The organism is Microcoleus sp. D3_18a_C4 (assembly GCF_036702415.1).
In the GTDB taxonomy this organism is placed as follows: Bacteria; Cyanobacteriota; Cyanobacteriia; order Cyanobacteriales; family Microcoleaceae; genus Microcoleus.
The window spans coordinates 18,326-38,766 of the sequence record NZ_JAUBTI010000025.1; the positions used below are offsets into that span (position 1 = coordinate 18,326).

At 45.8% G+C, this 20,441-nt stretch carries 14 protein-coding genes; 6 read left to right on the forward strand and 8 right to left on the reverse strand.

Features of this window, described 5'->3' with window-relative positions:
• Positions 1-28 precede the first annotated feature (28 nt).
• The 6 genes from QUB16_RS13880 to recN all read right to left on the reverse strand — a co-directional run bounded on the left by QUB16_RS13880 (position 29) and on the right by recN (position 10,183).
• Positions 29-241: a hypothetical protein gene (locus tag QUB16_RS13880; protein WP_333316831.1), complete on the reverse strand. Its 213-nt coding sequence runs from the start codon at positions 239-241 to the stop codon at positions 29-31.
• The gene (locus tag QUB16_RS13885) at positions 238-1,743 is read right to left on the reverse strand and encodes a serine/threonine-protein kinase (protein WP_333316833.1); all 1,506 of its coding nucleotides are present in this window, start codon (positions 1,741-1,743) and stop codon (positions 238-240) included. The genes QUB16_RS13880 and QUB16_RS13885 overlap by 4 nt, the downstream gene beginning before the upstream one ends.
• 143 nt (positions 1,744-1,886) lie before the next feature.
• Entirely contained in the window at positions 1,887-3,194 is a 1,308-nt protein-coding gene (locus QUB16_RS13890) for a serine/threonine-protein kinase (RefSeq protein ID WP_333316835.1), read from the reverse strand.
• Between the two features lie 161 nt (positions 3,195-3,355).
• A complete protein-coding gene (locus QUB16_RS13895; protein WP_333316837.1) occupies positions 3,356-3,904 on the reverse strand; it encodes an inorganic pyrophosphatase in 549 nt (182 codons plus the stop codon).
• 745 nt (positions 3,905-4,649) lie between these two features.
• The gene (locus QUB16_RS13900) at positions 4,650-7,832 is read right to left on the reverse strand and encodes a GAF domain-containing protein (protein WP_333316839.1); all 3,183 of its coding nucleotides are present in this window, start codon (positions 7,830-7,832) and stop codon (positions 4,650-4,652) included.
• Positions 7,833-8,428: 596 nt separating this feature from the next.
• Positions 8,429-10,183 carry a DNA repair protein RecN gene (gene recN / locus QUB16_RS13905; RefSeq protein WP_333316841.1) on the reverse strand — a complete coding sequence of 585 codons (1,755 nt, stop codon included), beginning with the start codon at positions 10,181-10,183 and terminating at the stop codon, positions 8,429-8,431.
• 296 nt (positions 10,184-10,479) lie between these two features.
• Between recN and QUB16_RS13910 the strand changes: the two genes are divergently transcribed.
• Positions 10,480-11,811, forward strand: a complete 1,332-nt coding sequence (locus tag QUB16_RS13910) for a TAXI family TRAP transporter solute-binding subunit (protein ID WP_333316843.1) — start codon at positions 10,480-10,482, stop codon at positions 11,809-11,811.
• 553 nt (positions 11,812-12,364) lie between these two features.
• Positions 12,365-13,696 carry a TAXI family TRAP transporter solute-binding subunit gene (locus tag QUB16_RS13915; protein WP_333316845.1) on the forward strand — a complete coding sequence of 444 codons (1,332 nt, stop codon included), beginning with the start codon at positions 12,365-12,367 and terminating at the stop codon, positions 13,694-13,696.
• A gap of 259 nt (positions 13,697-13,955) precedes the next feature.
• Here the strand turns inward: QUB16_RS13915 and QUB16_RS13920 are convergent, their stop codons facing one another.
• Together QUB16_RS13920 and ruvB are read right to left on the reverse strand one after the other, a co-directional pair.
• A complete protein-coding gene (locus tag QUB16_RS13920; RefSeq protein ID WP_333316847.1) occupies positions 13,956-14,519 on the reverse strand; it encodes a Uma2 family endonuclease in 564 nt (187 codons plus the stop codon).
• A gap of 12 nt (positions 14,520-14,531) precedes the next feature.
• Positions 14,532-15,620, reverse strand: coding sequence for a Holliday junction branch migration DNA helicase RuvB (gene ruvB, locus QUB16_RS13925; RefSeq protein WP_333316849.1), 1,089 nt, complete (start codon positions 15,618-15,620; stop codon positions 14,532-14,534).
• Positions 15,621-15,691: 71 nt separating this feature from the next.
• Here ruvB and QUB16_RS13930 point away from each other — a divergent pair, with 71 nt between their 5' ends.
• The 4 genes from QUB16_RS13930 to QUB16_RS13945 all read left to right on the forward strand — a co-directional run bounded on the left by QUB16_RS13930 (position 15,692) and on the right by QUB16_RS13945 (position 20,410).
• Entirely contained in the window at positions 15,692-16,252 is a 561-nt protein-coding gene (locus tag QUB16_RS13930; RefSeq protein ID WP_333316851.1) for a hypothetical protein, read from the forward strand.
• Positions 16,253-16,433: 181 nt separating this feature from the next.
• A complete protein-coding gene (locus QUB16_RS13935; RefSeq protein ID WP_445251123.1) occupies positions 16,434-17,285 on the forward strand; it encodes an ABC transporter permease in 852 nt (283 codons plus the stop codon).
• Positions 17,286-17,461: 176 nt separating this feature from the next.
• The gene (locus QUB16_RS13940) at positions 17,462-18,874 is read left to right on the forward strand and encodes an ABC transporter ATP-binding protein (RefSeq protein WP_333316853.1); all 1,413 of its coding nucleotides are present in this window, start codon (positions 17,462-17,464) and stop codon (positions 18,872-18,874) included.
• 15 nt (positions 18,875-18,889) lie between these two features.
• Positions 18,890-20,410, forward strand: a complete 1,521-nt coding sequence (locus tag QUB16_RS13945) for a methyltransferase (RefSeq protein WP_333316855.1) — start codon at positions 18,890-18,892, stop codon at positions 20,408-20,410.
• The last annotated feature ends 31 nt before the right edge of the window (positions 20,411-20,441 follow it).

A 20,441-nucleotide genomic window follows, 5' to 3' on the forward strand; every position in this document is an offset into this window, starting at 1 on the left:
CCAAGTTAACAGATGATTGGGATGAGTGCTACTTGCCAAATCCCTTTGATAGCATTTTACGGGCGATCGGGCCTTTCGGCTGCATGAGATTGACCGAAAGCGGACGAGTGTGTCGCCGGCTGGGGGAATACACGCTTTCGGGCGGGACGCCCATCCCACACAAGAGAGAGCGGACGGGCGGGACGCCCATCCCACAATTTGAGAGGGGAATGCTTTGTTTGGGCGAGGGAGATATTTTCACATCGATCTCTTCTTTTGACCGTCTGTCAAAGTTCTTTGAATTTTCAATCTCAACCACTGGCTCAGTTCTGTTGCTAACCACTTGATTTCTGATTCACTTAGTCCCTCCTTCTCTCCTAACTGATATTTGTGGTTGCCTGCTTGAACTATCATCTGATAGACTTTCCCTAATCTCACTTCCGAGTGGCTCTCCTGCATAAATAATGATGCCGCTTGATATAACTCTCTAGGGATTGAAAAAGCAAAAATCATAACTTTTATAACTTTTACACCAATACCGCTGTTTCTATATTCACGTTGTTGAATTTCCAACTGGCAAATCTCGTTCCTGGGAGATGGCTTGGCATGATTCCATCTCAACCCCAGTAGATGGCTGCTACAGGAGATTTGCTGGCGATCGATTCTGAGACGCCTTTCCCGAAATAGTGCAAATATCAACTTTAGTCCTGCCATACATAACAAACTTCCTGATATTATTATAAAAAATTGGGGATTTATCTTTAACGCATCGCTCAACATATCCCTTGCTATAAATGAGACAGGACTCGCAGATACCAGAGCCGAAAGCGTGGCAATTAAACCAAAACCGATGCCTTTGGGCGGAATTACAATTTCTATAAATTCCGATTTTTTTGTAAGTTTAATATCGCTGCCTTGTGGCTGCAGCACCACCAGAGGATTTTTGTTGATCGGGCGGGGATTTTTAAGCCCTCGCCATGCTTCCCTAGCCGAAGATAACCGTTTGGAAAAACTTGGTTCTGTCATCCACTCCAGCCAATCTATTAAATTAGGATTGAGATGCGTTACCCGATCGGCAAATTGAATTTTCAAATCCTGCTGCGACAGTTCGGCGGGATGCAAACCCGTTACCAAATAAATTAAAGTTGCACCTAAACCGTAGAGGTCAGAAGCCGGAACCGAGCGCCCGCCAAATTGTTCGGGTGCCATATACCCGTAAGTTCCCACTACTGTAATTGTGCCGCCAAATTTTGCAGCTTGGTTCTGCACCGAACCGAAATCAACTAAATAAACTTGTCCGACCGAGTTACCCGATCGGCTGTGCAGTAAAATATTACTGGGTTTAATGTCACGGTGAATAACAGGCGGATTTTGCTTGTGCAAGTAATTCAAAATTGCTAACAGCGATTTAGCTAATTGTTTCACCTCGCTTTCGCTAAAAGTCCGCCCCGATCGCAAATGCTCTTGCAAAGTTTTTCCCTCTACATAAGTCTGTACCAGCGCAAAGCTTTTACTGTTTAGTTCGTCAATTTCCAGGTAATCGAGGTAGCGCGGAATTGCTGGGTGACAAAGTGCTTTTAAAGTTTCCGCTTCCCGTTCAAATAGCTTGAGGTCTTGCCATTCAAAATCGCTGCCGAGGAATAGCTGTTTGATGACAACTAATTCTTGAGTTTGTAAGTCACGAGCCAGCAGCGTTTGGCGACCAGTTTGTTTTCCTAGTTGTCGCTGCACTTCGTAGCGTTCTGCTAATATTTTGCTGGTCATATTTTTTTACATGAATTTGAGTGTGAGGGGAACGTCGGGGTTCAGAAACCGGGTTTTTTAGCGAGTCTGGCAGTTGTAACGTGGCTTTTCGTAAAAACCCGGTTTCTAGGAGTCGGAGTGCGTCCATAACTGTAAATTTTAGATTACAGTCCACTTTCTTTTTGATACCACCGGGCAATAGACTTGCTACTTGCCCCCATTGACAGTCCTGCAATTAGGGACGGTGCTAGCACGAAAACAATCTCAACACTCAAGTCGTTTAGCTTATTCCAATCCATTATCCGAAAGTAGACGATGCTTGTCGAGGTACAGAGTACGATACTAATTGCAGTTAAAACCTGTCGGTGAAGTTTGGGATTAGTTAGGGGAAAAAACCACAAGCGCGTCACAATTCCTACGATTATTCCGTTCCCCAACCCCAGCAGCAAGCCCAGAAGAAGACCGATTAATCCTCCGAAAATTGTCGCCACTACCGGAAAAATAAATGTGCCGTAAATTGCTGCACAAGCTCCTACACCTAGAGTGCCCATCCAAGTGCTGCGCCCGATCGCATTCTTGAACAACCTAGAGGTATCTAGCGTTTTTCCCAGTCTCAATGTCTGGGAATATTTATTTATTTCCTGTGGTTTTTCTAGAACTTCTTTAGCTATTTGGACTGAGGCGGGACGGCATTCTAAACTGGGATGCGTCATCCACTTCAGCCAATTGGTAAAACCGGGACTTAATTTGGTGAATTGCTCGAATTCAATCTGCAAATCTTGCTGTGGCAAATCTGCAGGATGCTGCTTGGTAATTAAGGCGATTAATGTTGCTCCCAAGCTGTACAAGTCGGAAGCTGGAACTGCTCTCCCGCCAAATTGTTCGGGCGGCATATAGCCATATGTTCCGACAACGGTGACTGTTTTTCCCTGTTGCGTTGCTAGGGTTTGAACTGCACCGAAATCGACTAGGTAGACTTCGCCGACGCTGTTTCCCGATCGATTCTTGAGTAAGATATTGCTGGGTTTAATGTCGCGGTGAATGACTGGGGGCTGTCGCTGGTGCAGGTAGGCGAGAATGTCTAATAATGCTGTGGCTAATTGTTTGACTTCTCTTTCGCTGAAGGTGCGGCCGTCTGAGAGATATTCTTGTAGGGATTTGGCTGCGATGTAAGTCTGAACTAGGGCGAATCCTTTGCGCTTGGGCGTGTCGATTTCAAAGGAGTCGAGATATCGGGGAATTGCGGGATGGGATAGGGATTTTAAGGTTTCGACTTCTCGCTGGAACAGTTTTAAGTCTTCCCAGTTAAAGTCGCTGCTGAATGACAGGAGTTTGACTACTACTTGCTTTTGGGTTTTTAAGTCGCGGGCGAGTAAGGTTTGCCTTCCTGCTTGCTTGCCGAGCCGCCGATCGCACTGATAGCGATCGGCTAATATTTCTTTTGACAAATCGCCGATGTTTTGTCCGCTCATGTTCTCTTGCCCTAGAACCGATTAAACCTAGTGTAATTGACAAAAGTGCAATAATCGGAAATGTTCGGGCTAGGGCAAAAAATTTTTTATGTCAAAGACCAACTGCCTTTAAGAGCGATCGATCTCGCACTGCGGAAGATGCCCCTGAGTTAAGCTTGAATTTAATTTTGGATTTGCTTGTAAATTGACTGCACTACGTCGAGCAGACTCAAGACTTGCTGCCATTCGGGGGCATCGGGGTTGTAGCTTTTGGCGCGCTGAGTTTTCAAACTGTGGTGCAAGAGGGAAAGCAGCGCGTCTGGAGACTGTAAAGAATTGTCCTCTTCATCTGCTGGGGTTTGGGCTGCATTTTCTTCGATATCTTCTTTAATTTTTTGTGCTCGATCGGCGAGGGCTAAAGATCTGCCTGCAAGGTTTTCCGGCATTTTGGGCTGTTCGGACAAAGAGGCGCTGGTTAGTTCTACCAATAGTTGGCAGACTCGATCGACCCATTCGCGATCGTTTACTGAAAAGGAACCTGATTTGAACACTTGCCCGTCAGGTCTTTGCTGAATGCTTTGTACCTTCTGGATCAAAGGGATAGCCTTAACAGTGATGTTTTCCGGGATTCTGGGGATATCTGACAGCGAGCTCCGAGCAATCTCCAGCAATAGTTGGTAAACCTGATCTACCCACTCAACATCTCCCGATTGCGAATTCCAATTATCCATAACTGACGCTAGTGGTTTTCTATATCTAAGACTAGAACATTGACTATCTGCGAAGGAAGCTCTTTTTAGGAGCCACTAACGCTATTAAGACTTACGCGGGCGGGGTGAGAAACCCGGTTTTTGAGCGGATTTTTCGTCGCCTTTCTCCAAGATTTTTCTCAGAAACCGGGTAACGCTGCCGCCCGTCATAACTATTTTTAAGCGCTTCAAATAATAGAAGTGCTAAGTTTGTTGCGGTAGGTAGTGCGAACGAAACACGTAGGGCGAAACCCCGGCATCTCGCTGGCAAATTCAAATCCGGTTATTTGACATACTCACGCCCGTTCTCTTCAGCGGTGATTCTTGACAGTTCATCGGGTCTTGCTACCGAAGTAGTCTTACAGTCCCTCCCTGTCCGTTTAAAGTCTCCCAATGCCCGCTAGGCGACTTTTACTCTTGCCTTCCGGGTTAGAGTCAACCATTGCCCTTCTAGCTGTCTTTAAGGAGAGCTCTCATCGTAGCTGTTTCAACGTGTCTTGAGCCTAAAGATCCTTTGAGTCTTCAGCATTTTAATACAAAGCCGTCCTAAAAGGACAGGGTTTTAAACCCATCTTCCTGATAACCATAATACCTGTTGGAGCTTATTTACAATTACCTCAATAGGATATTAAGGTTAATTGGTGGTGGGATGGGAGGCGCACCCCCGATCGCGATCGCCCCCGCCCCGAACCCTGACGCCACCGCCAGCATTTGCTGTGGGCTACTGCTATTTTTCTGTGAGATTCCACACACCATCCCAGTTGAGTACGTCTGAAAAACTATGCTGAAATAACATACAGCGATCGACGTGCAATTTAGCTGCCTTGTTTTTCGGGTCAACTTCCAGAACGGCGTTAAATTCGCGTTTGGCGTCTGTAAAAGCTTGCTTGGCTTTTGGTTCTAAGGCTTTCTTAAACTCGCTCAGCAGTTTTTTCACCCGATCGAGTCCCAGGTTTTCAAATTCCTCATCTAACATTTCTGCAACTGTCTCGCAGGCCCGACTTTTAATTTTCGCCTGCAATAGCTGCCTGATCTCTCCTGGTTTCAGCCGCTTGATTTGGGGATTTGATGGTTCTAAGATGTCTGCTTCCAACAGCTTTTTAACTTCGCCTTCTTGCAAGTATTTAATATCGTCTGCTGATAGGGGCTTGATTTTTGCTTGCAGCAGCATTTTGGCTTCGTCTTCCGAGAGGTTTTTGATTCCTTCCAATTTCAGCAGTTGGATTTCTGGCTGCAACAGTACGATGAGTTTGTCTGCTTCGGACAGGTTTTTCGGGTCGTACTCTGACAGCTTTTTCAGTTGATATAACAGGTTTTTGAGTTCGTGTTCCAACTGTTGCTCTAGATTGTAGGACAGTTTCTTAATCTCTGCCTCTGGCATTTCGGCGACATCCTTTAAGACGTTTTTCACCTCACTTTCTGAAAGTCTTTGCCTGACTGGAGTTTTGTAATGTTCGCGCCCCTTCGTGTAATGTTCTATAATTTGTTGCTGTGTTTCGGTTAGTGACTTGCCCACTGGCGAGTATCCCTCGCGGATGCCGACGAGTTCGTAAACGATTACGGGTTCGCTTTTGCCTTTGACAGTAATAAAGTCGAGTTCTCGCACGTACAGCCGATCGGCATAATCTCTGTAAGTATTGTCGCTGATGATCAAGTCGGTGCCGTACTGCTTGCTAGCGCCTTCTAAGCGAGAGGCGAGGTTTACGCCGTCTCCGATCGAAGTCAATTCCATGCGTTTGCTACTACCGATGTTGCCGCTGACAACTTCATCGGAATGTACGCCCATACCAATGCCGATCGGCAATTCGCCATTTGCCACCCGATCTTCATTAAACTCTGCCAGTTTTTCGCGCATTTTCACTGCCGTTTGCATGGCGCACCAAGCATGATCCTCTAGGGGCGCTGGAGAGCCAAAAACTGCCATCAGAGCATCGCCGATGTATTTGTCGAGAGTCCCTCCGTACTCGAATACGACATCTACCATCACTTCAAAATATTTATTCAGCATCACTACCACTTCTTCGGCTTGCAATTTTTCCGTAAGTGTGGTATAGCTGCGAATATCTGAGAACAGCACCGAAACGTTTTTGCGCTTACCGCCCAATCCTGTATCGCCTGAAGCTAAAAGCGCTTCGGCTACTTCTGGAGTCATGTAACGGTACATCAAGTTTTTGATTTGCTTGGCGCTGCTAATATCTTCCATGACGACTAACGCGCCGTTGACCTTGCTGGGGTCGGTAGCGTCGGTCATTGAATTAATCGAGAGATTGATACTCTGCCCTTCTCCTTCCAAGGTCAGCAAAACTTGATCTGGGTAATACTGCTGGCGGTCGTTCTCGTCTTCGGGAGACAAAGAAGCATCAAACCATTTGGCAAAATCGCCTTTTTCTAACTTAATTAAGTCGCGCAAAGATTGACCTTCGGCTAATTCTGCATCGCTAACACCCAGTAAGTTTTTGGCACTGGGATTGGTTGCTACTATATTGCCTTTTTTATCTGTAGAAATCACGCCGTTAGTCAAGGCGTGTAGCATATCTTTTTGTCTTTGTTCTTGCTGTTTGACTTCGGCAAACAGTTTGGCGTTTTGCAGCGCGACTCCTGCTTGGATGTTAAACGCCTTCATAAATTCCATGTCGTTGCGATTGAAACTCGCTTTCCACTGTTCCGGGGCGTGAGGCCAATCTTCCGGGTTGTAGGGCGGGAATTCTCCTTGTCGTTTTTTATTAACTAATTGGGTGACGCCAATCAATTTTTTGTCCGAGTTAAATACTGGCATACAAAGCATACTGCAAGTGCGGTAGCCCGACTTTTGATCTACTTCTTTGGAAGTGGCGGCGCGGGGGTCGTCGTACACATCAAAGGGAATCAGCAGCGGTTCGCTAGATTGGGCGACGATGCCTGCAAAACCGGCGGTTCTGGGTATGCGAATTTCTTTAAGGTTGCCGCCCATCGGGATTTTCGTCCACAGTTCGTCTTTCTCTTCGTCGATCAGCCACAGGGTGCTGCGATCGGCATTCATGAGTTCTTGGGCCTGATCCATCACCCTTTTTAGGGTATCTTCTAAGTCTAAACTGCTCTGAGAAAGAGCATTGACGGCATTCATCAGCGCCGTTGCAGCTCGTTGTCTCTGAGTTGCTGCGTAGAAAGATTTGGAAGATTCTAGAATTAGGCGAATCGAGGGAGCAAATTCTTTAAAAACTTGTTCGTCTTCTTTAGTAAATCCGTGCCTGTCTATTTGTTCGTCTAAAGTCGGGTATTTTTCGTGATTGGGTCTGAGTTTATTAATCAGTTGAACAACTGCTACTAACTCTTTTGTGTCTTCATTAATTAGGGGCATTGCCAGCATTGTATAAGTGCGGTAGCCCGTTTTTTCATCAGTTTTTTTTGCGTTAGCCGATCGTTCGTCGTTGTAAAAATCGTAAGGGATATTAACCACTTTTTGGAACGTGGCTACTTCTCCCGCAATGCCCACGTGGGCCGGAACTCGGATTTCTAGGTTTTTGCCATTTTCGTCTTTAGCTACGATCGCCCATAGTTCATTTTTTTCGTCGTCTAATAAAAATATCGTGCTGCGATCGGCATTCAGCAATTCCCCTGTTTTGAGGGTAATCGACTGCAACATCTCGTTGAGGATGGCATCAAATCCCTCGCTCTCCAGGATATTGTCGAGCATTCCCAGGGTTTGATTGACAACCTTAAGTTTGTCTTCTACTTCCTTAACTACTACTGTGAAACTTTGCTTATTTAGAAGGTCGAGAATGCCGGAGAGGTTTCCTTGGCGCGGGATAATTGCACTGCTCCTAATTTCCGGGGCAGGATAGCGTTCCTGATGATGATTTTCACCGCCGACAACAGCGACATCAATCACGTTGTCTAGAGAAGAGTAATTGGTGGAAGATGCAGATTTCATAGACCTTTACAGAAGCTTAAGTGTAAGGGTTAGTCTCTAAGCCAAGAGAGCGGGGAAGTTCATTAGTGAGTCACTTGTCGCACAAAACTCAATTATGTGTGAAAGTATTTCCCAGTTTACAGAACTCCGGCCACAAGGCAAGGGAAATTCAGTTGGCCTTGCTGCCCAAGGGAGGGTGGGAGAGTAACGAGGCGGTGGGAGTGCTGCAATCTTTTTAGAGATCGCGAATCTTGTTTAAAGGGTTTATTAACTGATTTTGACATTGTGCGTACCTGGTTTAAGTAGGTTCTGGCGATCTTTGAGCCGATCGCCCGCAGAAGAATGCGTACTGGCGGGATGACTGCTGAAAGAGGGGTGGTCTTGTGGGACTAGCCGCAATTGTGACACTATCTGTTGCTAGTGATGTGTGCCCTTCTCTACACAATTGTGGTTTTTAACTAGAATTTATCTCTATTTTGCTGCTCTTAGCTTTCAGCCCACTAAATTCACGGGGTTTTCAGCTTTTTTTTGTAAAATTTGCGGTTGACATTTTTAGTGTAACCTCCGACTCGGAAAAAACTCCGCCTTTTGGCCCCCCGATCGGCTTGAGGGTGCGATCAGGGTTGGGCCGACTGAGTTTGGCGCAATCCGGCGGCTTCGACAAGCAGGGATTCGGCGAAGGCGATGGCTTCTGTTGCTGAGCGGCCGCTGGCGAGTTGGGCGAGTTCTTCCCGCCGCTGGTCACTGTTGAGAGCGGCAACTCTGACTACTGTGCGTTCGACTGGTTCGGAGTCGGCTGCGGGTTCGCCGATACTTGGTTCTGCTTCGATCGTCTGTTTGTTGACGCGAAAATGAAAATCAGCCATCGCGGCGATCAGCGGCTGGTGGGTGACGCAGAGAACTTGGTGTTTGTCGGAAAGTTGGTAGAGTTTTTTGGCGATCGCCCCAGCGACTCTCCCGGAGACTCCGGCGTCGATTTCGTCAAAAATCAGGGTGCCGGCACTTTCTATTTGGGAAAAACAGGCTTTGATAGCGAGTAGAAAGCGGCTCATTTCTCCCCCAGAGGCGATCGCGCCCAAAGGTTGCAAAGGTTCGCCCGGATTGGGGCTGAAACAAAAGGCGATTTGGTCTGCACCCGTAGCGCTTGGGGTACAAGGCGAGATCTCGACTTGAAATTGCACTTTTTCCATTGCTAACGGCTTAAGTTCTCCTACGAGGTGCGTTTCTAGTTTGAGGGCTGCTTCGCGTCGCAGGGTGGTGAGGTGGCTGCAAGCGTCTTTTAATTGCTCTAAAGCGGTCTGATATGCGAGTTCTAAGGCTTCCATTGACTCGCCTCCTTCTAAAAGTTCATTTAGTTCGTTTTGAATGCTTTGGTAGTAGGCGATCGCTTCTTTGAGCGGCCCGTATTTGCGACAAATTTGTTTGAGTTCGCGAATCCGATCTTCTACTTCTTCGAGTCTTTCGGGATCTGCTTCTAATTGTTCGCCGTAGCTGCTAATTTGTCGGCTGGCTTCTGTGGCTTGAGCTAAAGCATCGCTGACCATTTCTAGGATTGGTTGCAACTGCACATCGTAAACGGCCATGTCGCTTAAAATTACTTCGGCTTTGCTCAACAAGTCGGCGGCTGATGCGCTGTCGCCATCGTTTTGGTACAGGGCTTGGTGGACTTGGTAACTCTGCTGCTGCAATTCGACGACGTGGCCTAGCCGGATTGATTCGTGTTCTAGCTGTTCGAGTTCGTCGGCGTTTTCGATATGGGCTTCGCCGAGTTCTCGGACTTGGTATTCTAACAAATCAAGTCTTTGCAGTCGCTGCTGTTCCGACTGACGCCTGCGTTTGAGGGCGGTTTTGGCGCTGTTGGCTCCCAGCCACGCGGAGGCGATTGTCGATCGCGCTTCAGTGAGCTTTTTGCCGCCGTATAAATCGAGCCATTCTCGCTGGAGGGTTTCTTGTCCGAGGTGGACGGTTTGGCCTTGGGCGGTAATTTCGACAAGCCGATCGCGCAGTTGATCCATTAACTGGCGGTTGACGAGAATTCCGTTCAAGCGCGATCGGCTGCGTAGAGCACCGCTCGATGCGTTAATTTCCCGGCTGCAAACGGCTAAATTTCCGTCTATGGGTTCGATTTCTTGCTCGCCCAGCCATCTTGCGGAAGCTTTGTCCAGTTCAAAGGTAGCTTCCAATATTGCCCGCGTTGCTCCGGTGCGAATCGATCGGCGATCGACTTTCCCGCCCAACACTGCATCGATCGCATCTAGGATAATCGATTTACCAGCGCCGGTTTCCCCTGTAAATACGTTCAAACTCGGGCCAAATTCTAGATCCAGGCAGTCAATTAAGGCAAAGTTTTCTATTCTGAGGGATATTAACATGAGGAATGGGGAATAGGGAATTGGGAATTGGGAATTGGGAATTGGGAATTGGGCATTGTGCCTAAAAGCATCGGACAATTTTAGATTGTAGATTGTATATTTTAGATTGAGTGGTAATCTTAATCTAAAATCCCCTATGGGAAATCCCCCATCGGATGGGGTCTAAAAGCATCGACCAAACAGGGAATTCGCTATTGGCTCCTCCACTATGGGGCGCGTCGAATTTTCCGAGTCCCATTTTTATTTTTAACTAGAATACTTTGGATTTTGCCATTATTGATCGAGTCTCAACCTCTATGCAAAATAAATTTCTGCTTCCCGTTGCTCTATTAAGCGTTGTCCTGATTGGAGTTTTTGGCTGGGATGTGTACAAAGACAAGCAGCGAGTCCATGAATTAACCCTACTGACGGGAAGCAAGACAGGCTATTATTATCCTTTCGGACAAGCAATTGCTGAGGTAGTTATGCAACAAAATCCGCGCCTGCGGATTAAAGTTGTTGAGACTCAAGGCGGTGACGAAAATATGCGCCGGATTCAGGCAAATGAGGCTCAGTTAGCTATTGCCCTGAACACTACGGGGGCAGTGCCCCAAGCGCGGGTAATTGCTTCTTTGTTTAAGGAAGTTTTTCATTTAATTGTTTCGGAACAGTCGGGGATTGAAAGTGTTTCTGATTTAAAAGGAAAACATATTGCGCTGAGGGAGCAAGGCAGCACTTCTTACAGTTCTTTTTGGTTGGTCAGCAAACATTACGGTTTGAAACAAAGCGATTTTCAGTTTACTACTGGCTCTTGGGCTGAGACTACTAAGTTGTTTGCTAGCGGCGAGGTTGATGCTATGTTTCGGGTGCAACCTCTGGGGAGCGATGCGCTTAGCGATTTGCTGCAAAATACGCGGGGCAAATTGGTGCCCATCGACCAAGCGGCGGCGATGAAAATTAAGTGGCCTTATCTGGAAGATCACTTGATTCCTAAGGGTACTTACAAGGCCGCTCCCGCAGTACCAGATGTGGATTTGCCTAGCGTTGAGGTGCAGGCTACTCTGTTGGTTCGCAAGGATGTCGATCCGGTAATAGTTAAGGAAATTACGCGGATTTTGTTCGAGCACCGCCGCAATTTGGTAGCTGCTAATTCTTTGGCGGCCATGATTAGTCAGCCGTCCGAAAGCGGCGGTTTGGCTTTGCCCGTACATGAGGGCGCTCAGGCTTATTACGATCGCGAAAAGCCGGATTTTTTTGCAGCAAATTCCGATGTTATCGGCTTGTCTTTTTCGTTTGTCACTCTTTTTGTTTCTTGGCTTTGGCAGTTGCGATCGCGCTTTTTGCAGAAACAAAAAAATCGAGCTGACAAGTTTAATTTGATTATTCTAAATTTGATTCAAAGAAGCCGCCAAGCCGGAAGTTTTGAGGAAATAGATCGGTTGCAAGAAGAGTTGTTTGAGATTTTTAAGCAAGTTATGGCGGATTTGGATGAAGATAGAATTGATGCGGATTCTTTTCATTCTTTTACTTTTACTTGGGAAACAGCTCTAAAAATTGCGAGCGATCGAGAAAAAGCTTTGCGGAATTTGTCGCTGGTTTCCCATGATTTAAAAGCTGATTTTACGGATGTAAAAAAGATGGAAAACTAATTTATATTAGCAGTTAGTAGTTATTGGTTATTGGTTCATTCCTGGATGCAAAAAGTGGTTTCACCCTACCGATAGCGGTAAGGTTCGCCCTGTACACCCTACTTAATTTATAAGAGGAGTTATAAGTTATTATAGCAATCCTAAATGATTCAGATAAATTCGTAGGGGTAGTGCCTTTCTTTGCCTACCCCCTATCTATCGGGCAACCGGGCGTGGGATGGCCCCTACAAGAATTATGCAAATGATTTAGGATTGCTATAGTAACATGGGAATGGGGAATTGGGAATTGGGAATTGGGAATTGGGAATTGGGCATTGGGCCTAAAAGCATCGGACAATTTTAGATTTTAGATTGTATATTTTAGATTGAGTGGTAATCTTAATCTAAAATTCCCTATGGGAAATCCCCCATCGGATGGGGCCTAAAAGCATCGGCCAAACAGGGAATTGGCTATTGGCTCCTCCACAATCGGGCGCGTCGAATTTTCCGAGTCCTATTTTCATTTTCATCGAGAATACTTTTGATTTTGCCATTCTAACGAGTCTCAACCTCTATGCAAAATAAATTTCTGCTTCCCGTTGCTCTAGTAAGCGTTGTCCTGATTGGAGTTTTTGGCTGGGAGGTGCACAAAGACAAGCAGCGAGTCTATGAATTAACCCTGGCGACTGGAACCAAGACAGGCTATTATTATCCTTTCGGACAAGCAATTGCTGAGGTAGTTATGCAACAAAATCCGCGCCTGCGGATTAAAGTTGTTGAGACTGAAGGCTCTGACGAAAATATGCGCCGGCTTGAGGCAAATGAGGCTCAGTTAGCTATTGTCCAGAACGATACGGCTGCTGTGTCCCAAGCGCGGGTAATTGCTTCTTTGTTTAAGGAAGTTTTTCATTTAATTGTTTCGGAACAGTCGGGAATTGAAAGCGTTTCTGATTTAAAAGGAAAACATATTGCGCTGATGGCTCAAGGCAGCGGTTCTTATAGTTCTTTTTGGTTGGTCAGCAAACATTACGGTTTGAAACCAAGCGATTTTAAGTCTACTCCTGGCTCTTGGACTGAGGCTACTAAGTTGTTTGCTAGCGGCGAGGCGGATGCTATTTTTCGGGTGCAACCTCTGGGGAGCGATGCGCTTAGCGATTTGCTGCAAAATACGCGGGGCAAATTGGTGTCCATCGACCAAGCGGCGGCGATGAAAATTAAGTGGCCTTATCTGGAAGATCACTTGATTCCTAAGGGTACTTACAAGGCCGCTCCCGCAGTACCAGATGTGGATTTGCCTAGCGTTGAGGTGCAGGCTACTCTGTTGGTTCATGAGGATGTCGATCCGGTAATAGTTAAGGAAATTACGCGGATTTTGTTCGAGCACCGCCGCAATTTGGTAGCTGCTAATTCTTTGGCGGCCATGATTAGTCAGCCGTCGGAAAGTGGCGGTTTGGCTTTGCCCGTACATGAGGGCGCTCAGGCTTATTACGATCGCGAAAAGCCGGATTTTTTTGCAGCAAATTCCGATGTTATCGGCTTGTCTTTTTCGTTTGTCACTCTTTTTGTTTCTTGGCTTTGGCAGTTGCGATCGCGCTTTTTGCAGAAACAAAAAAATCGAGCTGACAAATTTAATTTGATTATTCTAAATTTGATTCAAAGAAGCCGCCAAGCCGGAAGTTTTGAGGAAATAGATCGGTTGCAAGAAGAGTTGTTTGAGATTTTTAAGCAAGTTATGGCGGATTTGGATGAAGATAGAATTGATGCGGATTCTTTTCATTCTTTTACTTTTACTTGGGAAACAGCTCTAAAAATTGCGAGCGATCGAGAAAAAGCTTTGCGGAATTTGTCGCTGGTTTCCCATGATTTAAAAGCTGATTTTACGGATGTAAAAAAGATGGAAAAATAATTTATCTTAGGAGTTATTAGTTATTGGTTATTGGTTATTAGTTCATTCCTGGATGCCAAAATTGGTTTCACACTACTTATAGCGGTAAGGTGCGCCCTGCACACCCTACTTAATTTATAAGAGGAGTTATCAGTCATTAGTTATTAGTTATTAGTTATTAGTTATTAGTCATTAGTCATTAGCCAACAGCCAACAGTCAACTGTCAACAGTCAACTGTCAACTGTCAACTGTCAACTGTCAACTGTCAACTGACTTCGGCTATAGTTTCAACCACCCAAACAAATCTCCTACCGTCAGCCGCAATTCTGCTGCCCAATCTGGAACGGGTAACAATTCTTCGGGTTTTGCTAAAATTTCCGGTTGCTTGCCAGGGGGATAAATTAAGATCGAGCGCACCATCGGATCGATGAGCCAACCCATTTTAGTGCCGTTTTTCAGACAGTGTAAAATATTCCCAGTTACTTTAGTTTGACTCTGGCCTGGAGAGAGAATTTCAATTGTCCAATCAGGGTAAGTTTCAAATACATTCGCAACATCCCCATTTTCATCAACTGGTATTCTGTCCCAAGTAAATACTGTGACATCTGGCACGATCGATCTGCCGTCAAAAGTACACCGCAATTCTGGAAAAGCTAAGGCAGTTTTCGGCTTTTTAACTACGACATTGATCGCTGGGACTAATTCACCTTGAATCCTGCTATGTTTTCCTTGTGGCATAGGTTTTTGGATGATTTGACCGTTGATATACTCGCTAGCTGGTTCTGTTTCTGGTAGTTTTAGAAACTCGGATAAACTTAGTGTTTTTGTTTGTATTTGTACCATTTTTTACTCCTTTTATTCCATAAAACCTAAGTGTTTTCTAGCAGCAATAGTTACCATTCTCCCGCGATTTGTCCGCTGCAAAAATCCGATTTGCATTAAGTACGGTTCGTATACATCCTCAATGGTTTGAGTGTCTTCTCCTGTAGAAGCTGCGAGGGTTTCTAAGCCCACTGGGCCGCCGTTAAAGTTCTCAATCATTGCTGTCAAAATGCGCCGATCAGTCCAATCTAAACCTAGCGGATCGACGTTGAATAATTCCAGGGCGAGTGAGGCAACTTCGGCATCAATTGGCTTTAAATTTTTGACTTCGCTGTAGTCTCTAACTCGCCGCAGCAAGCGGTTAGCGATGCGGGGGGTTCCACGAGCTCGGCGGGCAATTTCTGTGGCTCCTTCTGGGGTGATTTGAGTGTCGAGAACTTGGGCGGTTCTTTGGACAATTAGACTAAGTTCGTCTATTTCGTAGTAGCGCAATCTTTGGATCAAGCCGAAGCGATCGCGCAATGGAGATGTCAGCGATCCGACTTTTGTGGTTGCTCCTACTAAGGTAAAGGGTTTCAGGGGTATGCTGCGGATTTTGGCGGTTTTTCCTTGACCGATCGTAATATCTAACCGACAGTCTTCCATCGCCGGATAGAGGATTTCTTCCGTAACTTTAGATAAGCGGTGAATTTCGTCGATAAACAGCACGTCGCCTGCTTTGAGGTTGATCAGCAATCCGACAATATCTCGCGGTTTTTCTAACGCTGGGGCGGTGGTGATTTTGCATTCAACTTCCATTTCTGCTGCTAGAATTAGCGACATTGTGGTTTTTCCTAACCCTGGAGGCCCGTATAGTAACAGGTGATCCATAGGTTCGCCGCGAGATTTGGCTGCTGCAATTGCGATCGCCAAAACTTCTCTTAAGTCTTTTTGCCCGATGTATTCAGCTAACCGCTGGGGTCGGATTTTGTCGTCTTGTTTGCTGTTGATTTCGTCGGGTAGTTCTTGCGATTCTAGCAATGATTCCGCCTGGGGTTTGGCGGCTTTTTTGCGACGGGCTGGGGCTATGTCTTCGGGTAGATTTGGATCGGGGGGCTGTTGTTTGGAGGAGATAATAGCCATATTTATTTGCGATCGGGCAGCGGGAATTGTTTACAATTATTGGCAGAATCTTTACAATTATTGAGTTCGTTATGAGTATTCCATCTTCTTTATTAGCATCGGAAAGCATAACTTTTGAGGGGGCGATCGAGCTGACTCAATCTTTACTCTCGTTCATGGAGGCCGATTCCCTACGGGATAGCTACGCTTCACGACTTTTACAAGCCGACATCCAGCAAGCTGTTACATCTCTGGTGAAAACACAGAACGGTGCTAGGGGGTTTTTTGTCACCTATCTAACGGACGATGGAGAGGAGGCAGATCACCCGTCACCCGGAGTAGTCGAGGCGCTGCGATCGGCTCCTGAGATCGTAGCAGAACTGCTGGTGAAAAATTTGGCGATGTCGGCGGCAATGGTTGTACATCATTCGCGCCAGCAAAAGGAGGAAATGGCGGCCGGTTCTGCTAGAGTGCAGGAGCGATCGCGCAATTTAATTCAAATCCTGCAAATGCCAGCCTGTCAAACTATAGCGTCGCAAATGCTAGAAAGTTTGCAGAGTGGCAACGGCGAGTATGAAAAATTTTTCCAGCGGTGGGGCTACGACGACGAGCAAAAACGGGCGATCGGTTCGGCAGTGCGATCGGCGCTGTAAAATAACCTCCGAAGGAAGGGGAAAGAAGAAAGAACGAAGAAGCCCAAGCCAGGGTGGCAGATCCTTGATCAAAACGACAAGGCTGTGGAATAATTGCGGTTTAGCAAAAGCTGCACAATTGTAGCTTGAGTTGATTTAGGTGTGAAGCGAGTGAACGAGGGCGAAAAAATTGCTGAGAACGGTGAAAGGAGTTGCCCAAAAGGCCCGAAGGGTGCGCGGCAGGCTGCCCGCAAGTACGTCCCGGCGGTGGGCGAAGCTGAATCTGCTGGCAACATTGGTGCGCCGGGACTTGGAATCTCAATACAAAGGCTCGATTCTGGGCAATTTGTGGCCGCTGCTGAATCAGCTATCGCAATTGGTGATTTACACTTATGTATTTTCGATCGTCCTCAAGGTAAAGCTGAGCCTTGCAGGCTTCCCAGAAAACAGCGACATTACATTTGGAGTCTGGTTGTTTGCAGGTTTGCTGCCTTGGACTGCCTTCACCAGTGGCTTGATCAAGTCGGCAGTATCGGTGGTGGGACAGCCGAATTTAGTAAAAAAAGTGGTATTTCCTCTCGGTTTGCTGCCCCTAGTGCCGATTTTTACAGCTTTTCTTGAAAGTTCTCTGGGTTTAGCAGCTTTGATTGTGATAGTAGCAGTGTCGTCGCAAAAGCTCAACGCTACTTTATGCTTGCTGCCGCTGGTGTGGATACCTCAGTTGCTGATAACTGCTGGTTTGGGATATTTGACAGCGGGCTTGACTGTATTTTTGCGAGACATTCCTCAGACATTAGGTGTTATTCTAAATTTTTGGTTTTATTTGACGCCGATCGTCTACCCAGCATCAATCATCCCCCAAGAGTGGCGAGCGTGGATATTTTGGCTCAATCCAATGGCCGCCATCTCGGAGGTTTATCGAGACCTCATACTGCTTGGAGAAGTTAAGCATTGGGGCGAATGGGGTGTCGCCACGCTAATTTCTGCTGCTATATTTTGTGGGGGTTTGGCAGTTTACCGGCGTTTGCGTCCCGCTTTTGCTGACGTGCTGTAAATTTGTTTTAGAGCTAAAGTCAATTCTTCAATCTAAAATCCCCATAAAGGTGTTTGCAGCATCGGAATGCAAGTCCTCATAAAAATCAGAGGACGGTCGTACTCACTACAAACCTATTTTTAGTTCGAGCGGACATAATATCAATCTAAAATCTAAAATCTAAAATCTAAAATCGGATGACAGAAAATGTAATTTCACTAAAAAATGTTTCCAAATGCTTTAAGCGGTACGATCGTCCCGGAGACCGCTTAAAGGAAATTATTTACCCAAACAAAAAACTGGCTGACGAATTTTGGGCCCTGCACGACATCAATCTGGAAATTCCTCAAGGACAAACTCTGGGAATCGTCGGTCGCAACGGTTCGGGAAAAAGCACTCTCCTGCAAATAATTGTAGGGACGCTGACTCCTACCACAGGAAGCGTAGATGTTAAAGGCCGAGTCTCCGCTTTGTTGGAACTCGGAAGCGGGTTTAACCCGGAATTTACCGGGCGACAAAATGTGTTTTTTAACGCTCAGTTACTGGGATTCAATCAAAAAGAAACTGAAGAAAAGTTTGACGATATAGCTGCTTTTGCTGATATTGGCGATTTCATCGAACAGCCAGTCAAGACTTATTCTAGCGGTATGTTTGTCAGGCTAGCTTTTGCCGTTGCGACTAGCGTCGAGCCAGATATTTTGGTGGTTGACGAGGCGCTTTCGGTGGGCGACGAAGCTTTTCAACGCAAGTGTTTTGCCCGCTTGCAAAGCATTCAGGAAGGTGGCGGAACAATTTTATTTGTTTCTCACGCTGCTACTTCTGTGGTGCAACTTTGTACGTCGGCGATTTTAATGGATAGCGGTGAATTGCTGCTCGCTCACACGCCGAAGGTGGTAATTTCTAAGTATCAAAAGCTGATTTATGCCGATCCGGATCAGGTTTTGGGGTTGAAGTCAGATATTCGAGCTCTGAACCAACTGACAAAACAGGAAAGTCAAGACCACCTTCAGGATGCTAATTTAGAAACCACAAAGAGGGAAGTTAAACCCGCTCAACATCTCTCCAAACCCAAGGAATATTACGAGGAATTTTACGATCCGGGGATGATACCGTCGAATACGGTAAGGTATCCGTCTCGCGGAGCGGAAATTATCAACCCCCACATCGAGACGCTGAAGGGAAAGGTGGTAAATCACTTGCTTGGCCGTCAAGATTATATTTACACTTACTCTGTCACTTTCTCCCGGTCAACTTCCAAAGTTAGGTTTGGAATGTTGATTAAAACAATTAGCGGTTTTGAGTTGGCGGGTGCTTCTTTGAAGGCTTCTACTCAGTCAGTTAGGTATGTGGAAGCTGGAACGACAATTGTAGTGAAGTTTAATTTTAAATGTTTGTTGAATCCCGGTGTTTATTTTCTGAATGCTGGGGTTGTGGGAACGGTAGATGGAGATTTAACTTATCTGGATCGCTGCGTTGATGTGGCGATGTTTAGAGTTCAGTCTTGTACTGAGTCCTGCGGCAACGGCATCGTTGACTTGCTTATCGAACCGTGTTTAACTGTTGTTAATTCTGATTCTCTGGTGAAAGAGCAGTCAACCGAAGTTATCTAAAATTCTGTGAGAACAATGAGCGATATCAATTTAGATTTAGTAGAAAATCCGGTAATCAAAGCATTTATTCGAGAGCAAGCTAAGTTTCCCGAAAATTTTAAACTGCATATCTGCGAAGACGATGAAATGTATTTGTTCAGCTTGAACAACGTCCAAGACGATCGCGATCGGGCTTTGGTGCGCTATTATTCGATCGGGCGTCGCATCTTGGATACGGTTAAACAAGTTGTGGAATGGCATTTTGGCAGTTGGGAAAATGTACCTTCTTTTCTAGATTTTGCCTGCGGTTACGGTCGATTTACCAGGTTTTTGATTCAGGAAATACCGCCGGAACGAATTTGGGTTTCTGATATTTATGCTAACGCGGTTAAGTTTCAAACTGAATACTTGGGCGTCAACGGTATTGTCTCAACTGGGCAACCTGAAAATTATTTAATTGACCGAAAGTTTGACTGCATTCTGGCTAATTCTTTTTTCAGCCATATGCCGGAAAGAACTTTTACAAGTTGGTTGCAAAATTTGTACGATTTGTTGACTGCTAACGGCGTTTTGATGTTTAGCGTTCACGATGAGTGTTTGCGGGCTCCTCATGTAGAAATGCCTGCCAGCGGTATTTTGTTCAGCGCCAACAGCGAAAGTCAGTCTTTAGACAAGGAAGAATACGGCACAACTTATGTAACTGAAAAGTTTGTAAGAGAAACTGTCGAGCGAGTTAGCGGAGGCAAAGCTTTTGTTCACCGCATCAAAAAAGGGATATGCAGGTTTCAGGATTTGTATGTTGTCACAAAGGAGCTAGTTAGAGATTTTTCGGAGTTGAAATTCAATCATCACCCGGAAGGATATATTGATGTTGCTGCTTTTACGAATAAGGAGAATTTGTATCTGGAAGGATGGGCCGCCGATCTAAATATCGGCGGTAGAATTGAGTACCTGCAAGTGCTGGTAAACGGCGAGGTTGTACAGAGATGCGAGCCTTTTTACGATCGCCCCGATGTAGCTGGATATTTTGAAAATGATGGGGCTTTGCAGTCGGGTTGGAGCTGTTATTTACCCAAAAACACTGTAGGGCTGGAGGATGTGTTAACAGTCAAAGCAATCAATAACTATGGTTGGGAATGGATTCTGGAAACTTGCACTGTTAACTCCCTGATTAACCAAAGACAATCGCAGTCTTTGTTGGGGTCTACTAAGACCAAACTCAAATTACTTGAGACTCAGTTAGCGTCGGCGAGGAGAGAAGGGGAGCAAAATCAAAATAAGTTAATGATTACTGAAACAAAGTTGGAAGAATCTCAAAGAAACTTGCAAGAAACTCAAACCCAATTAGTTTCAGCTCAAACGCAATTGGAGCAAACTCAAAAGCAGTTAGTATCTGTGCAAACGCAGTTGGATAAAACACAAAATCAGCTAATTAATCTCAAGGAAGAACTAGAGCAAGCGAAGTGTCGGGTTTTGGCAATGGAAAGCAGCAAGTTCTGGAAGCTCAGAAGCGCGTGGTTTCAAGTCAGGCAATCCCTGGGCTTAGCGGGAGAGTAGCGAGTAAATTTGGTGTGGAATTAGGGCGAGG

Bases quoted from the DNA above. Each gene is read 5' to 3' on its own strand.
- QUB16_RS13885 (WP_333316833.1), bottom strand. From the start codon at position 1,743: ATGACCAGCAAAATATTAGCAGAACGCTACGAAGTGCAGCGACAACTA.
- QUB16_RS13890 (WP_333316835.1), bottom strand. From the start codon at position 3,194: ATGAGCGGACAAAACATCGGCGATTTGTCAAAAGAAATATTAGCCGAT.
- QUB16_RS13895 (WP_333316837.1), bottom strand. From the start codon at position 3,904: ATGGATAATTGGAATTCGCAATCGGGAGATGTTGAGTGGGTAGATCAG.
- QUB16_RS13900 (WP_333316839.1), bottom strand. From the start codon at position 7,832: ATGAAATCTGCATCTTCCACCAATTACTCTTCTCTAGACAACGTGATT.
- recN (WP_333316841.1), bottom strand. From the start codon at position 10,183: ATGTTAATATCCCTCAGAATAGAAAACTTTGCCTTAATTGACTGCCTG.
- QUB16_RS13910 (WP_333316843.1), top strand. From the start codon at position 10,480: ATGCAAAATAAATTTCTGCTTCCCGTTGCTCTATTAAGCGTTGTCCTG.
- QUB16_RS13915 (WP_333316845.1), top strand. From the start codon at position 12,365: ATGCAAAATAAATTTCTGCTTCCCGTTGCTCTAGTAAGCGTTGTCCTG.
- QUB16_RS13920 (WP_333316847.1), bottom strand. From the start codon at position 14,519: ATGGTACAAATACAAACAAAAACACTAAGTTTATCCGAGTTTCTAAAA.
- ruvB (WP_333316849.1), bottom strand. From the start codon at position 15,620: ATGGCTATTATCTCCTCCAAACAACAGCCCCCCGATCCAAATCTACCC.
- QUB16_RS13930 (WP_333316851.1), top strand. From the start codon at position 15,692: ATGAGTATTCCATCTTCTTTATTAGCATCGGAAAGCATAACTTTTGAG.
- QUB16_RS13940 (WP_333316853.1), top strand. From the start codon at position 17,462: ATGACAGAAAATGTAATTTCACTAAAAAATGTTTCCAAATGCTTTAAG.
- QUB16_RS13945 (WP_333316855.1), top strand. From the start codon at position 18,890: ATGAGCGATATCAATTTAGATTTAGTAGAAAATCCGGTAATCAAAGCA.